Genomic DNA, 13,763 nt, shown 5'->3' with positions numbered 1-13,763 from the left:
AGCTCAATTATTGATGCGAACAGGCATGACAAGTATGATCAACTCTTCCTGCTCCTTTGCTGTACCGGGTTTGAAAATGACCGCCGTTGTGGGACTTTTCAGTTCCATGATAATTTCACTCTGGTCGATATGGGCGAGAGCGGCTTCAATAAATTTTGCATTGAAACCGATTGTAATGGGTTCTCCGCTATAATTGCAGGTCAGTTCCTCCTGTGCGGATTCCCCTTCATTGGTGTTTTCCGCCATTATTTTCAGCGTTGTACCGCTGACGTCGATCTTGATGTCGCCGATACTGGAAAAACGCCCTACTCTTCGTACCGAATCATATATGTCAGTTCTCGGGGCAACAAGCTTTTTATCGTGCTCTACAGGGATGACCGCTTCATAATTGGGGTAAGGTTCTACGATAAGAGCGGCTTCAAGCACGACGTTGTCGCAGCTGTAACATACTGAACGATGATCTTCGTCGATGGACATGACAACAGTATCGTTCTGGGCAAGTTTCTGGATAATCGAGAGTACGCGAGCCGGAACGACGATTTTCTGCTTTTCTGCTATCTCTGCGTTAATGGGCTTTCTGCAACGCACCAGTCGGTGACCATCAGTTGAAACTCCGGTAATGCTGTTCTCTTCAAGCTCGAAAAGCACACCCATCATAGCTGGTCTCATCCCGTCAACACTGCAGGCGAAGATGGTTTTCTGGATCAGATCCTGAAGTTCTTCGGTTTTCAGTTCAAGCGTGATGGCATACGATTTCTCGGTTTTCTCCGGTTTACTTTCGAAAAGACAGGGGATTTTATAACGCCCTTTATCGGTGGAAATGGAAACCGTACCGTGGTCACTTATCTCCTGACGGTTGATGGCAAAACTGACCGGAGTATCGTACATGCTCCGGAGAAAATCCTGAAGGGTTTTAGCCTTGATGCCAATGTTTCCTGTATCGGAAGTCTCTACTGGACATTTAGCAGTAATGGCAAGTTCCCCGTCCGTGGCAAAAAGGGTAAGGAGACCATTTTCGAGGTTCAAATGAACATTGTCGTAACGCGGATCGATAGTTTTTGCCGGAATGGCCTGTGATACTTTACTGACCGCATCCTGCATCTGCCTTATGGTTGAAGAAAATTGCATCATCGTACTCTTTAGCTATTTAATAATGTTTTAAAAACTTGTTGTTATTGTTGAGGGTGTGGAAATCTTGATATCCCCTACCGAAAAGATAGTAACCCTTTTTTATACAGGAGTTTAAAAAATATCCAGCATACTTGCGACCTGTTGATAACCTGTTTGCTACCGGAGATGTGTACTGTTGGCTTATTGTTGGTGAATTTTTTTCATCACTCCACCCTGTTAGCAACCTTCCTGTTACCAACAGGGCCTCAACACCTAATCAACAGGTAGTGCACAGCAACAACCTGTATTACATCGAGAGAATCTCGATCCTCTTTTTCAGTTCCTCAATTTTTTTCCTTTCGTCGCCAACCCCTTCAACACGCTTCTCTATGGTGTTGAGCGCATGAATGACCGTCGAGTGATCGCGGCCTCCGAAATGGAGGCCGATGGTTTTAAGTGAAGAGTCCGTGAGAAGTTTTCCGAGGTACATTGCCATCTGTCTGCCTGCGGCGATCTCTTTTTTCTTCGATTTTCCCTTGAGATCGTTCGGGGTTATGCTGTAGAAAGAGCAGACCGCTTTTTCAATGGTGTCGAGCGTCAGTTGTTTGGTTGTATGCCTGATGATGTCCTTAAGGGTCGATTTGGTGAACTGCAGATCGATTTCCTGATTGTCCAGCGACTGGGCGGCAAGCAGTTTGACGATGCATCCTTCGAGTTCCCTGACATTTTCGGTAACATTGGTGGCTATGAATTCAATGACGGTATCGTCAAGATTGACTCCACTCTGATGCAGCTTGCTGAGAATGATGGCTTTTCTGGTTTCGTAGTCCGGTGGCTGAATATCGGCGGAGAGGCCCCAGTTGAAACGTGATATGAGGCGATCTTCAATGCCCTTGATCTCTTTTATCGGACGGTCGGCCGAGAGAATGATCTGCTTGTTGGACTGGTGCAGGGTGTTGAAGATATGGAAAATTTCTTCCTGGGTTTTCTCCTTGCCGGCAAAAAACTGAATGTCGTCAATGATCAGAACATCGATGGTGCGGTAAAATGAGGAGAATTCCTGAATTTTCCCGTTCTGGATGGCGTTAACGAAATCGATGGCAAATTTTTCACTTGAAACATACAACACCTTTTCAGAAAGACAGTTTGCGCGCACGCTGTTCCCTATGGCCTGGATCATGTGTGTTTTGCCGAGACCGACACCGCCGTAGATAACCAGAGGATTGAAGGCGTTTTGTCCCGGATTCTGCGCTATGGATTTCGAGGCGGCAAAAGCCAGGGAGTTACAGTCTCCTCTGATAAGAGTCTCAAAGGTGTATTTCGTGTTCAGATGCGTTTCGAAACGCATGAGATTTCTCTGGAAATCCTGCTGGTTTGCTGCATTGCAACGTTTTTCCTGTTTTTCGGAAAGACATTCGTCGGAAATGGCATTCTGGTGAGGCAGCTCGATGGTAACAGGTTGTCCCTGGGATTTATCCATGACAATCGAGTACATGAGCTTGGCATCGGGACCGATGACCTCTTTCAGCGTCTGTTTCAGATAGGAGGAGTAGTTTTCTTCGATCCATTCATAAAAGAACTGGCTCGGAACCTCTATAGTCAGCTCGTTACCGGAAAAACCGACGGGCTTTATGGGCAGAAACCAGGTTTTGAACGCAAGGGGATTGATTTTGTCCTTTATAGTCTCAAGGCATGACGACCATACCTGATGCTCCAGGAAAGCATTTTTCAGGTGCTTATTGATGGGGACTCCTGTTTGTACTTTTGTGATTGTTTCGGGCATACAGAGCTAAGTTTGTAGGGGGGGGAAACAAGGCAAAGAACAAATCTATCAACATTGAATGTTCATAAGTTAGTGTTTTCGGTGGATAAAAAACAATTTGCATGTTGAAAAATCACGGGTATGCGGTACGGGGGTTATTGATAGTTATCAACAGCTTATCTTGTTTTTATTTATGTTGTTACATGAGTTGAGCATATTTTTTATCCACACCTGTTGACAAGTGCGAATCTGCGCTCTCTTTGGGTTTCCGGGGGGAGAAGTTTTTTTATCCACAAGTTATCAACATTCCCGGTAACCTGCATCGTAACCTGCCGCTGCGAATTTTTTCCTGCATTGAGGGATATCTGTGGCGGCTCGTCAGCTATTTGCTTATAAGCGTATAATGTGCTACATTGGGAGCCCAGATTTTTTACATTATCTCAAAACGTCCGGAGTAAGGAGCGATGAAAAGAACATTTCAGCCAAGCAATAGAAAAAGAAGGAACAAGCACGGATTCAGGCAGAGGATGGCCACAAAAAACGGTCGCAGGGTTCTTGCCTCAAGAAGGGCGAAAGGCCGTCACCGTCTTTCTGTCAGCAGCGAAATGGGCACTGCGGTCAAGTAATTTCCGCATCAGAAGCCTGTAGGGGGTTTCTTTTTCTCAACTTCGCTCTTTTACGTCTTGACCATAGTGCATGTCAATTCACTGCGAAAGCATGAAATACTGAGAAAAAAGCAACAGATATCCGAACTTTTCAGGAGCAGGAAAAAACTGAAAGGGGAGTATGTCAGGGTTGTATACTCATTTGCCGAAAGCGGACGGTCTTCCGGTGAGGCTCAGCTGGCAGCACTGTTTGCCGTGAGCCGCAAAACCGTGCATGATGCGGTAAGACGCAACAGGATCAAGCGGCTGATGAGGGAGGCTTATCGTCAGGAGAAGGGCGTATTGTCGGAAAATATAGAGTCGGATGGTAAAGAGTGCCCAGGTGGGCAGCTCTGTCTGGCATTTATCTACACAGGTGCCGGTGAACGGTTTCCTGACTTTGCCGTTTTACGAAGGGAAATCAGAAGATTATTGCGTACTATCAAAAGCTGCTGAGTTTTTCGGGCGTGCGAAAGGGGATTTCCGGCTTGAAAACAGAGTATCAAGCTGTTTTGTCATGAAGCATTTAATCATGGAGAGCATGTCATTGAGGAGGATAGTAAATCTGGTGCCGATAGTATTGATCAGGTTTTACCGTGCCTACCTTTCACCCCTCCTCGGCCCATCCTGCAGATATTACCCTACCTGTTCGCAGTATGCGCTTGAAGCGTACGATGCGCACAATTTTTTTTATGCATCATGTCTGACAATATGGAGGATTCTTCGCTGTAATCCTTTTTCAAAAGGCGGATATGATCCGGTGCCGTTACAATCCGGCAGAAAACCGGACAACCTAAAAGAAGGCGACAATGGATAGAAATTCAGTGACAGGTCTTGCGCTGATTGCTTTGATCATGATTGTCTGGCTGCAGTTTATGTCGCCGGAAAAAAAAGATCTTCAGGAGAATAAATCACCTCGGGGCGCGAAAACGGAACTTGCCGAACCTGGTGATGAAAGGGCTGCTCCGATATCGCTGAAGCCTGCCTCCGATACGTTCGGGGCTTTCGCTGCGGTTTCCAGTGGCAGGGAAGAACTGGTGAGGGTTGACAACGATCTCTTCACAATCACGCTCTCTTCCAAAGGTGCCACTATCAAGTCGGTGGTACTCAAGAAACATCTTGACGGCAAGATGCAGCCCTTCAATCTGGTCAGTGCTCCGGAAAAAGGGGCGCTCTCCCTTCTCTTTCTGAACAACGAGGGCATAAAAATTGATACAAGAGACCTTTATTTCAGGCCTCTTTTCTCGGAAAAACGTACCACCTTGAGTGGCTCCCGGAGTGCGGTTATCGCATACCGGCTCGACGTCGGTCCGCAGCAGGCTATCGATATAACTTATCGCTTTTCCGGAAACAGCTACAAGGTTGACTACGATGTAAAGCTTACCGGTTTCAATAACGCCCTTGCAGGTAACGAGTATCAGCTTCAGTGGGACGGAGGATTGACCTACTCCGAAAAAAACCGGGAGGATGAGTCGCAGAATGCGCTTGCCGGAGCCTATCTCGGTGGCAGCCTGGTGAAAATGGATGCTGCCAAGGAGAACCAGTCCTATCGTGAGGAGCAGTCCGGAGAGGCTGGATGGGTTGCTGTGCGCAACAAGTATTTTGCCGCAGCGCTGATTCCCGGAAGCAAAACTGACGGCATCTACCTCGAGGGCAAGAGGGACTCGGGACATTTCGAGAACTATCTTGCTTCGCTCAAGATGGGAGTTCCTTCCACCGGGAGCATCGCCCGTGACCACTACACCCTCTATATTGGCCCTCTTGATTACAATACCGTCAAAAAGCTTGGCGCCGGTCTTGAAAAAATCATGGATTTCGGATGGGACTGGCTTACCAGACCGTTTGCAGAGTATATCATTCTGCCGGTTTTTACCTGGATGAACGGTTTTGTGAGCAACTACGGCCTGATCATCATTATTTTCGCCCTGCTCATCAAACTTGTTACCTATCCGCTGTCGATGGCATCGACGAAGTCCATGAAAAAAATGGCCGCCCTTCAGCCTGTTCTCAAGGATCTCCAGGAGAAGTACAAGGATAATCCCGCAAAGCTGCAAAGCGAACTTGGTCGCATCTACAAGGAGGCCGGGGTCAATCCGCTCGGAGGATGTCTGCCGGTGGTGCTTCAGATGCCGCTTCTGTTTGCGATGTTCTATGTGTTCCGCTCCTCGATTCAGCTTCGCCACCATGGTTTTCTCTGGGCGAAGGATCTTTCGGTTCCCGATTCCATTCTCGACTTCGGGTTCAGTATCCCTGTTTATGGCGATCATATAGCTATATTTCCGATTCTCATGGGCATAACGGTGTTCATACAGCAGAAAATCACCCCGACCGCCCAGAGCAATGAGCAGATGAAGGTGATGCTCTATATTTTTCCGGTAATGATGCTCCTGTTTTTCAACAACCTTCCCGCAGGTCTTGGTCTGTATTACCTGATGTTCAATATTTTCAGCGTTGCCCAGCAGTTCTACATCAATTCCACCACCTCGGCCGACGATGTGCCCCAGGCGGCACTTGCTGCAGCCGCTGCAGCCGCAGCTCCGAAAAAGAAGAAAGGGAGCCCTAAAAAGTAAGGCACTATGGAGCTGGCCGGAGAGATTGATGCCGGGATTTTCCACTGGATAAACCAGACCATGGTGCATCCGGCTCTTGACGATCTCATGGTGTTTCTTACCACCTTTCGTCTCTCTGCGCACATTTTTCTCCTGGCTGCGTTGTTTATAGTCATCAGAAAACAGCGCGATGCCTTCGGAGTTTTCGTTTTCATTCTGCTTGCCGTCGGTCTTGCCGACTACACCGCATCCGGGATCCTCAAGCCGCTTGTTCAGCGCATCCGCCCCTGTTTTGTCCTTGAGGGCTGCCGACTCCTGATCGACCAGTCGCATTCCTATTCGTTCGCGTCGTCACATGCTGCCAACTCCGCAGCAGTTGCTTCCATGGTCTGGATTTTTTTCCGCCGGGGAGAACCTGTCGAACGGCTTTTTACCGCTGTGATGCTCATCTATGCTTTTCTTGTCGGCTATTCGAGAATTTACGTAGGCGTGCATTATCCGGGTGATGTGCTTGCCGGCATGATGATCGGATGCATGAGTGCGGCGCTGGTCTATCTGACACTTTCATGGCTGTTCAAGAATGTGCTTCAGCACCGTTTTCTCTCCGGTCGGAGGTCTGCGGAGCCATGACGGAGCGTTACCTTGGCATCGATCTCGGCGGTACCAAGATGGAAGCCGTTCTGACCGACAGCATGATGAGCCCGCTGGTGAGGAGACGCATTCCAACAGAAGCGGATGGGGGCTACGAGCACATTGCCGGAAGGATAGCCCACCTGGTTTCGATGGTGACCAGGGAGTCCGGGGTTCCGGTTCCCAGGGTGATCGGCATAGGTACGCCCGGCAGGTATGAAACGGTTCCGGGCCTTATCAGGAACTCCAATACGCTCTGCCTTAACGGACGTGATCTGAAGCGCGATCTTGAGAACCTGCTGCAGTGTGACGTGGTGATCGAGAACGACGCCAACTGTTTTGTACTTGCCGAATCGTTGCTCGGTGCCGGCCGCGAGATCGTCGGAGAAAGGGGCGGTACGGCTTTCGGCATGATTATAGGCACCGGTGTTGGCGGAGGCATCGTGTGCGGTGGCCGGGTGCTGCACGGTGCGCACGGTATTGCAGGCGAATGGGGGCATAACGAGCTTCTGCCGGACGGCGAGCCCTGCTACTGCGGAAAGAGGGGGTGCGTCGAAACGGTTATTTCAGGTCCGGCTCTCGAACGCTACTATTGTTCACTTACCGGCAGATCGAGGCCGTTACGGGAGATTGCCGGAATGGCCGATCGCGATGAGGCGGCCGAGGCGACTCTCTGTCGCCTGACCGCCCAGTTTTCCAGGGCTTTGTCGGGGGTACTCAATATTCTCGATCCGGACTGCTGCATTATCGGAGGAGGAGTGGGCGCCATCGGAAGGCTCTATTCCCGGGAGACCGTTACGCTGATCGAGCGGCATCTTTTCAGCAGCCGTCTCATGATCCCATTATTAAAACCGCAGCTGGGCGACAGTGCGGGGGTATTCGGTGCAGCGATGCTGACCGTGAAGCATTAATTATTGAAACGTATGGAGATCTCTTCCTTGAAAAAAGGCGATATCATAGAACTGACGGTTACCGATTTTGCCGACAGGGATCAGTGTTTCGGGCGTCTTGACAGCGGTCTCAGCGTCATGATTACCGGTATGCTGGCACCCGGAGACCGGGTCAGGGCGCTTGTCAGAAAGATGAAGCAGCGCTACATCGATGCGCAGGCCCTGGAGGTTACCGCGCAGTCTCTTGACCGGGTTGAGCCTCCATGCCCCTATTTCGGGGTTTGCGGGGGATGCAAACTCATGCATATATCCTATGAGGCCCAGTTGCGTTACAAGAAGAAGAAAGTCACCGACGACCTTGTGCATATCGGAGGTTTCGCTGATCTCCCTGTCCTGCCGGTACTCCCGGCCCGGTCATCCTTCCATTACCGGAACAAGGTGGAGTTTTCCTGTTCGAGCATCCGCTATCTCATGCCTGAAGAGCTTTCGCAGGATCGACTCGAACGTTCCAGAGATTTTGCCCTGGGATTTCATGCACCAGGAAATTTCGAAAAAGTGCTCGATATTGATTACTGCTATCTTGCCAACGAGCCGATGAACAAGGTGCTTCACCTGACCCGGGTCTTTGCTCTCGAGCAGGGGATGACTCCTTATGCAGTCAAGGCGCATAGCGGCTTTCTGAGGAATCTTGTGCTGCGATCCAGCGAGCATAACGGCAGGCTGATGGTCAATCTGGTCACCTCATGGCATGACCGGGAGCTGATGCGGCGTTATGCGGATTTCCTTGAAGGGGCCCTTCCCGGGCAGGATATGACCATTGTGAACAATGTCACCTCGAAAAAGAACACCGTTGCCGTAGGAGAGCAGGAGTTCATGGTTTCGGGTGAGGGTTCTCTGTGTGAGCGGCTCGGGGAGCTGGATTTCAGGGTTTCGGCGAATTCGTTTTTTCAGACCAACTCCTCGCAGGCAGCGGTGCTGTACAGCGAGATTCTCAAGGTATCGGGAATTGCCCCGGAGGATACCGTGTACGATCTCTACTGCGGTACCGGCACCATTACGCTCTATCTTGCCAGGCACTGCCGGCAGGCGATAGGGATCGAGGTTGTCGAAAGCTCGCTCAGGGATGCCGCTCTCAACGCATCGCTCAACGGCATCGACAACGCCGTGTTTTTCCAGGCTGATCTCAAGGATTTTCACGCAATGCTGCAGAAACTCGAAAACTACGACTCACCCGGAGTGATCGTAACCGATCCTCCAAGAGCAGGCATGCACCCGAAAGCGCTTGAAACCATGCTGAAGCTCGGAGCCCGTACGATCGTCTATGTGAGCTGTAATCCGTCTAATCTTGCCAGGGACGGCAAGGAGATCGTCCGTAACGGATACCGGCTGGTTTCAGTGCAGCCGGTCGATATGTTCCCGCATACCGTGCATATTGAAAGTGTCGCATGTTTCAAGAGAATCGCTCATTTCTGAGCGGAGCTGTCGGCAGTATCGATGATTTCATAGGGGGCGGTTTCGGCATCGTCCCGTTTAGAGCGCTCCCATGCGAGGAACCGCTCGAGATCCTGGTTGATCGAGGCCAGAACGGTGGCAAGTACGGCGGCATCATCGGCAAAACCCAGGAGAGGTATGAAGTCGGCAAGGGCGTCAAAGGGAGAAACGAAGTAGATCAGGCCTGCAGTCAGGGCTACAATGGTCTGCCAGGGGATGTCAACATACTCTTTCTGCATATAGCTGCGGATCATGCGGACAGCCGCCTGTATTTTCTCGCCGAGCGAAAAGATCGGTGAGGCGTTTTTGGCCGAGTAAGTGCGGCTGAAGGCCGCGTCGAGCAGCTTTTTTGTTCTGTCCGGGTCTTTCAGCAGCGTTCCGGCTTTCTTTTTGGCCGAAGCGAACAGTCGGTTGCCCTCTTTCATGCTCATTTTCCTCCCGCTTTCAGCAGCTTCCTTTTTTCTTCACCCGTCAGTGATTCATAGCCCTGACTGGAGATCTTGTCGAGAATGGCGTCGATCTCCTCCTCCTGTGTACGGCCCTCCCCGCTCTTGCCTATATGGTGCAGGGTTGCCTGTCCGCCTGACTGTTTACGGGAATCCTTCGGGCGTTTCGGCCATTGCGGCAACGACCAGCCCTGCCTTCTGATGGTGATATACACAAAGCCGACCAGCATGCCTCCGAGATGGGCGAAGTGAGCGATGTTGCTGCCGCTTCCCATCGTTCGGCTGCCCAGCCCCGAAAGAAACTCGATGAAGGCGTACCCGGCCACAAAATATTTCGCCTTGATGGGAAAGAGAAAATACAGAAAGATGTAACGGTCGGGGAACATCATGCCGAATGCCAGGAGCACCCCGTAGATCGCACCCGATGCACCCACGGTGGGATAGGGGTCTCCGACGGTTGTCAGCAGGTTGATAAATGCGGCTCCGATGCCGCAGACGAAGTAGTAGAGGTTGAACTGTCTGGTGCCCCAGTAATTTTCAAGTTCGGCACCGAAAATCCAGAGCGCGAACATGTTGAAAAAAAGATGCCCGAAGCTTCCGTGCAGAAACATGTAGGTGACCGGCTGCCAGATCTGGAACGAGAGCCCGTCCTGATTTGCCGAAGCGACGGGCCAGAGCGCTCCCGCGGCGGTGATCAGGCCCCCAAGGGGGGAGTTCTGCAGCAGCACCTGCAGCAGAAAAACCGCGACATTGGCAAGAATGATGGTTTTAATGGCCGGGGGCATAACCTGGAATCCCCCGGGGCTGTAAGGCTGATTTTGATAGCTCATGGCATTCGATTCTACTTCCGGTCCGGTTCTCTTTCGTTCAGTCAGATACTGGCATATGTTATCGTGATGTAATGGGTACCGGAGGCTAATCGTTCAGCGCGGCGATTCCGGGAAGCTCCTTTCCTTCAAGAAACTCCAGACTTGCCCCTCCTCCGGTGGAGATATGGGTCATAAGATCCGAAAGCCCGGCTTTTGAAACTGCGGCCGCGGAATCACCGCCTCCAATGATCGTGGTCGCTCCGGAGGCGGTGGCCTGCGACATGGCCTCGGCAATGGCGAAGGTTCCTTCGGCGAACCGGTCGATCTCGAATACCCCCATCGGGCCGTTCCAGAGCACCGTGCGTGCTCCGAGAATTTCACGGCTGAAAGCCGCTCTTGTTTCCGGGCCGATATCCACACCGATCATTCCCTCTGGAATGGCATCGACCGATACCGGATGGCTGTCGGCATCGGCGGAAATCTCCGGAGCCACGATGACATCCAGGGGAAGCAGCAGCTTGATGTTTTTCTCTTTGGCCTGATTGATCAGGCTGAGGGCCAGTTCAAGCTTGTTGTCTTCGACCAGCGAGTTTCCGGTGTCGAGCCCCTGTGCCTTGAAAAAGGTGAAGATCATGGCGCCGCCGATAAGGACGGTATCGACCTTGTTGAAGAGATTTTCCAGAACATCGATTTTGCCGGATATTTTCGATCCTCCCAGAATAGCCACAAAAGGCCGTTCGGGCTCCTGAAGGGCTTTGCCGAGATATTTCAGCTCTTTTTCTATAAGGAATCCCGCTACGGCTGTCTGGACATACCGGGTGATGCCTTCGGTTGACGCATGGGCGCGGTGTGCTGTTCCGAAGGCGTCGTTCACGTAAATTTCTCCAAGAGATGCCAGCTCGCGGGCGAAATCGGGATCGTTCGCCTCCTCTTCAGGGTGGAAGCGCAGGTTTTCGAGCATGATCACTTCACCATCCTGCAGGGCGAGCACCTCCTGCATGACTTCTGTGCCGATGCAGTCTCCGGCCATCGCTACAGGACATTCAAGCAGGCGGGAAAGTCTTGCCGCTGCAGGGGCAAGAGAGAAATCCGGATTTGGTTTTCCTTTCGGCCGTCCAAGGTGCGACATGAGGATAAGGCGTCCGCCATTGTCGAGGACCTTTCTGATCGAGGGAAGTGCTTCAACAATTCTCTTGTCGTCGGTAATGTTTTTGTCTTCGTCGAGGGGAACATTGAAGTCGACACGCATCAACACCCGTTTACCCTGGATCGCTATGTCGGACAAGGTCTTTTTCTGCATTGTTTTTGAAAGGTTGGTTATGAAAAACACTATGCTCTCAGAATACAATATAATTTATTTCTTTCCGTGCAACAGGATCGCACGAACACACCCTTCGGCGCCTATCTGCTGTTGCGCACGGCATGGTATTTCCGGATATTTTCCGTGTGTCCGTCAAGTGTTTCGGCAAAATAATGTCCACCCCTGCCCGTTGCCACGAAGTAGAGATAAGGGGTATCGGCAGGGTTGAGTACTGCCAGAATGGACGCGGAGCCGGGATTGCAGATCGGTCCCGGGGGCAGGCCTGCGTGGCGGTAGGTGTTATAGGGGGAATCTACCGAAAGATCCTTGTAGTAGAGCAGCCGGGCCTCTTCTCCGAGCGCATATTGTACGGTCGGGTCTGCCTGGAGTCGCATGTTTTTTTTCAGTCGGTTCAGATAAACGCTGGCAACCAGGGGTTTTTCGCTGTCGAGAGGCGTTTCGGCCTCGACGATCGAGGCCAGAGTCAACAGGGAGGTTTCGCCGAGTCCTCTGGAAGCCGCAACGGCTTTCAGACTGTCGTTATAGAACGATCTGAATTGTCTGACGAGAAATTCCGCTGCCTTTTCAGGGGTGTCCGCCCATGCGAAATGATAGGTTCCGGGAAAAAGGTATCCTTCGGCGTTGCTGCCTTTTATGCCATTCCTGTCGAGAAAGGTGCGCGCTTTTACGGCAGCCATGAAGGAGGATGAATCCATGTCGAGTTTCGATGAGAAGAGGCGGGCGATTTCCCTTTGTTCAAGGCCTTCGGGAATGGTGATCTGCACTTCATCCTGGGGATGGATACGCAGATAGTAGAGCAGACTGAAATTCGACATGCCCGGCGGTACGGTGTAGCGTCCAGGCCTGATATTGTGAAATCCGGGGATAATTCTCCCTGCGAGGATGGTCTGCCAGCGGTTTTTCACGGTGCCGCTGCGCTTCATTTCACCGACGATCTCCATGAAACCCATTCCCTTGTGTACCGTCAGGCCGGTACTTTTTTCCGCGGTATTGAGCCCCGGAATGAAAAGTATGCCGCCCAACGCTGCCGCAGCAAGGATCATGAGGGCAGACAGGATTTTACGGAGACAGGAATAGATTGGTGCCATGAGTTCATCAGCCGGGTTCAGTGTCCAGCTTCCTGAGTGGAGCTGTTCTGTTCATGCTGAAACAGCCTGGACTCTTCGAGGATGCATCGGTAGATTCTTTCCATGGCATTGACTTTCTGAAGCGAGTCCGCCTGGCTGATTACGTTGCTGAGCACCTCTTTTTCGCGCTCTGGCTGCAGCACCTCTTCTCCGATTCTTGCTTTAAGAATGCTTATGTTTCTGGCGCAGTGCAGTCTTTCGCACAGGAGTGAGGCAAGCTGGCGGTCTATGCCGTCAATTTTTTTTCTCCATTCTTCGAGTTCCCGCCAATTGCCGGTGTTGTTGAGAGTACGTTCGGACATTATGATAGGGTACGGTTTGTATGGTAGTATGAAAGCGTTATCCCGACATCTGTCATATGACGCAGATGCCGGTGCCGGATTCAGGGTCAGTCGCCTTCGAACAGGCGCTTCCATGCCGCCACCTCGCTGGATTCGAGAAACCCTGTGCCGTACTTCCGGTCAGTTACAGGACGGACACCCGTTCCGGGTTTCCTTCTGTTTTCAAGCAAGACGGCAAACTCCTCAGATGAGAGGATTTTAGCGCCATAGGCTTTTCCGTAAAGGCATACTTCATGGTCTGAACTTACAATAGTAACCATTTTTCTTTTTGTGTTCAATGATTTTACGTAATCAATGATCCACTCGTCAGCGCTTTTTGACGAGGCGGTATAGATGACGCACAGAGAGCCGCCGGCAGCCGATTCGCGCAATCCGCCGCCGTCATAGACAATGCTCATGTGGCATTTCCGGTTTCGCTGATACTCCAGCAGCAACGATTCCATCCTGCCTCGAAGATTTTCAAGGCTCGTTTTTCCGGGCGAAGGGAACAGTTTGTGCAGCAGGTTATAGCCGTCGATTACTATTTCGGGGATATTCATGAAACCGAGGTACGGTGATGCTCAGAACCCTTTACGGGCAGAGGATTTGCCGTGCAGTGTAAAAGAGATAAATATTTTTTTAGTGTAACCTTTTTCATACATTT

15 protein-coding genes are annotated in these 13,763 nt (G+C 51.1%); 7 read left to right on the top strand and 8 right to left on the bottom strand.

All coding sequences use genetic code 11. The features are described from left to right. Positions 1 to 3: 3 nt before the first annotated feature. Positions 4 to 1,128, bottom strand: coding sequence for a DNA polymerase III subunit beta (gene dnaN / locus K9G39_RS01305; protein ID WP_292003216.1), 1,125 nt, complete (start codon positions 1,126 to 1,128; stop codon positions 4 to 6). A gap of 289 nt (positions 1,129 to 1,417) precedes the next feature. Continuing rightward, positions 1,418 to 2,893 carry a chromosomal replication initiator protein DnaA gene (gene dnaA / locus K9G39_RS01300; RefSeq protein ID WP_292003115.1) on the bottom strand — a complete coding sequence of 492 codons (1,476 nt, stop codon included), beginning with the start codon at positions 2,891 to 2,893 and terminating at the stop codon, positions 1,418 to 1,420. A 443-nt stretch (positions 2,894 to 3,336) separates the two neighbouring features. Here dnaA and rpmH point away from each other — a divergent pair, with 443 nt between their 5' ends. The 7 genes from rpmH (at position 3,337) to rlmD (ending at position 9,058) form a co-directional block, all read left to right on the top strand. Continuing rightward, on the top strand, positions 3,337 to 3,498 hold the full coding sequence (rpmH, locus tag K9G39_RS01295) for a 50S ribosomal protein L34 (RefSeq protein ID WP_292003114.1): 162 nt from the start codon (positions 3,337 to 3,339) through the stop codon (positions 3,496 to 3,498). A 66-nt stretch (positions 3,499 to 3,564) separates the two neighbouring features. Beyond that, positions 3,565 to 3,972 (top strand): ribonuclease P protein component, encoded by a 408-nt coding sequence (locus K9G39_RS01290; RefSeq protein WP_292003215.1) that lies wholly within the window; start codon positions 3,565 to 3,567, stop codon positions 3,970 to 3,972. An 85-nt stretch (positions 3,973 to 4,057) separates the two neighbouring features. Beyond that, the gene (gene yidD, locus K9G39_RS01285; protein ID WP_292003214.1) at positions 4,058 to 4,333 is read left to right on the top strand and encodes a membrane protein insertion efficiency factor YidD; all 276 of its coding nucleotides are present in this window, start codon (positions 4,058 to 4,060) and stop codon (positions 4,331 to 4,333) included. Further along, the gene (gene yidC / locus K9G39_RS01280) at positions 4,326 to 6,086 is read left to right on the top strand and encodes a membrane protein insertase YidC (protein WP_292003113.1); all 1,761 of its coding nucleotides are present in this window, start codon (positions 4,326 to 4,328) and stop codon (positions 6,084 to 6,086) included. The genes yidD and yidC overlap by 8 nt, the downstream gene beginning before the upstream one ends. A gap of 6 nt (positions 6,087 to 6,092) precedes the next feature. Further along, on the top strand, positions 6,093 to 6,695 hold the full coding sequence (locus K9G39_RS01275) for a phosphatase PAP2 family protein (protein WP_292003112.1): 603 nt from the start codon (positions 6,093 to 6,095) through the stop codon (positions 6,693 to 6,695). Beyond that, positions 6,692 to 7,606 carry an ROK family protein gene (locus tag K9G39_RS01270; protein ID WP_292003213.1) on the top strand — a complete coding sequence of 305 codons (915 nt, stop codon included), beginning with the start codon at positions 6,692 to 6,694 and terminating at the stop codon, positions 7,604 to 7,606. Before K9G39_RS01275 ends, K9G39_RS01270 begins: the two co-directional genes overlap by 4 nt. A gap of 12 nt (positions 7,607 to 7,618) precedes the next feature. Continuing rightward, a complete protein-coding gene (rlmD, locus tag K9G39_RS01265) occupies positions 7,619 to 9,058 on the top strand; it encodes a 23S rRNA (uracil(1939)-C(5))-methyltransferase RlmD (protein WP_292003111.1) in 1,440 nt (479 codons plus the stop codon). Here rlmD and K9G39_RS01260 read toward each other — a convergent pair. The 6 genes from K9G39_RS01260 to K9G39_RS01235 all read right to left on the bottom strand — a co-directional run bounded on the left by K9G39_RS01260 (position 9,049) and on the right by K9G39_RS01235 (position 13,659). After that, positions 9,049 to 9,507, bottom strand: a complete 459-nt coding sequence (locus K9G39_RS01260) for a DUF1232 domain-containing protein (RefSeq protein ID WP_363319349.1) — start codon at positions 9,505 to 9,507, stop codon at positions 9,049 to 9,051. The genes rlmD and K9G39_RS01260 overlap by 10 nt on opposite strands. Then, positions 9,504 to 10,352: a rhomboid family intramembrane serine protease gene (locus tag K9G39_RS01255; RefSeq protein ID WP_292003110.1), complete on the bottom strand. Its 849-nt coding sequence runs from the start codon at positions 10,350 to 10,352 to the stop codon at positions 9,504 to 9,506. The genes K9G39_RS01260 and K9G39_RS01255 overlap by 4 nt, the downstream gene beginning before the upstream one ends. An 85-nt stretch (positions 10,353 to 10,437) precedes the next feature. Further along, a complete protein-coding gene (locus K9G39_RS01250) occupies positions 10,438 to 11,631 on the bottom strand; it encodes a phosphoglycerate kinase (RefSeq protein ID WP_292003109.1) in 1,194 nt (397 codons plus the stop codon). 101 nt (positions 11,632 to 11,732) lie between these two features. After that, positions 11,733 to 12,740, bottom strand: a complete 1,008-nt coding sequence (gene mltG / locus K9G39_RS01245) for an endolytic transglycosylase MltG (RefSeq protein WP_292003108.1) — start codon at positions 12,738 to 12,740, stop codon at positions 11,733 to 11,735. 17 nt (positions 12,741 to 12,757) lie between these two features. Further along, complete coding sequence (locus K9G39_RS01240; RefSeq protein WP_292003107.1) at positions 12,758 to 13,081, bottom strand: chorismate mutase; 324 nt, start codon at positions 13,079 to 13,081, stop codon at positions 12,758 to 12,760. Positions 13,082 to 13,167: 86 nt separating this feature from the next. Further along, complete coding sequence (locus K9G39_RS01235) at positions 13,168 to 13,659, bottom strand: NYN domain-containing protein (RefSeq protein ID WP_292003106.1); 492 nt, start codon at positions 13,657 to 13,659, stop codon at positions 13,168 to 13,170. Between the last annotated feature and the right edge of the window lie 104 nt (positions 13,660 to 13,763).

It is taken from the genome of Chlorobium sp. (assembly GCF_021740465.1).
Lineage (GTDB): Bacteria > Bacteroidota > Chlorobiia > Chlorobiales > Chlorobiaceae > Chlorobium.
Note: the sequence above shows the minus strand (reverse complement) of the source record. Positions and strands in the feature narration are given on the sequence as shown.

Bases quoted from the DNA above. Each gene is read 5' to 3' on its own strand.
- dnaN (WP_292003216.1), bottom strand. From the start codon at position 1,128: ATGCAATTTTCTTCAACCATAAGGCAGATGCAGGATGCGGTCAGTAAA.
- dnaA (WP_292003115.1), bottom strand. From the start codon at position 2,893: ATGCCCGAAACAATCACAAAAGTACAAACAGGAGTCCCCATCAATAAG.
- rpmH (WP_292003114.1), top strand. From the start codon at position 3,337: ATGAAAAGAACATTTCAGCCAAGCAATAGAAAAAGAAGGAACAAGCAC.
- yidD (WP_292003214.1), top strand. From the start codon at position 4,058: ATGTCATTGAGGAGGATAGTAAATCTGGTGCCGATAGTATTGATCAGG.
- yidC (WP_292003113.1), top strand. From the start codon at position 4,326: ATGGATAGAAATTCAGTGACAGGTCTTGCGCTGATTGCTTTGATCATG.
- K9G39_RS01275 (WP_292003112.1), top strand. From the start codon at position 6,093: ATGGAGCTGGCCGGAGAGATTGATGCCGGGATTTTCCACTGGATAAAC.
- K9G39_RS01270 (WP_292003213.1), top strand. From the start codon at position 6,692: ATGACGGAGCGTTACCTTGGCATCGATCTCGGCGGTACCAAGATGGAA.
- rlmD (WP_292003111.1), top strand. From the start codon at position 7,619: ATGGAGATCTCTTCCTTGAAAAAAGGCGATATCATAGAACTGACGGTT.
- K9G39_RS01260 (WP_363319349.1), bottom strand. From the start codon at position 9,507: ATGAGCATGAAAGAGGGCAACCGACTGTTCGCTTCGGCCAAAAAGAAA.
- K9G39_RS01255 (WP_292003110.1), bottom strand. From the start codon at position 10,352: ATGAGCTATCAAAATCAGCCTTACAGCCCCGGGGGATTCCAGGTTATG.
- K9G39_RS01250 (WP_292003109.1), bottom strand. From the start codon at position 11,631: ATGCAGAAAAAGACCTTGTCCGACATAGCGATCCAGGGTAAACGGGTG.
- mltG (WP_292003108.1), bottom strand. From the start codon at position 12,740: ATGGCACCAATCTATTCCTGTCTCCGTAAAATCCTGTCTGCCCTCATG.
- K9G39_RS01240 (WP_292003107.1), bottom strand. From the start codon at position 13,081: ATGTCCGAACGTACTCTCAACAACACCGGCAATTGGCGGGAACTCGAA.
- K9G39_RS01235 (WP_292003106.1), bottom strand. From the start codon at position 13,659: ATGAATATCCCCGAAATAGTAATCGACGGCTATAACCTGCTGCACAAA.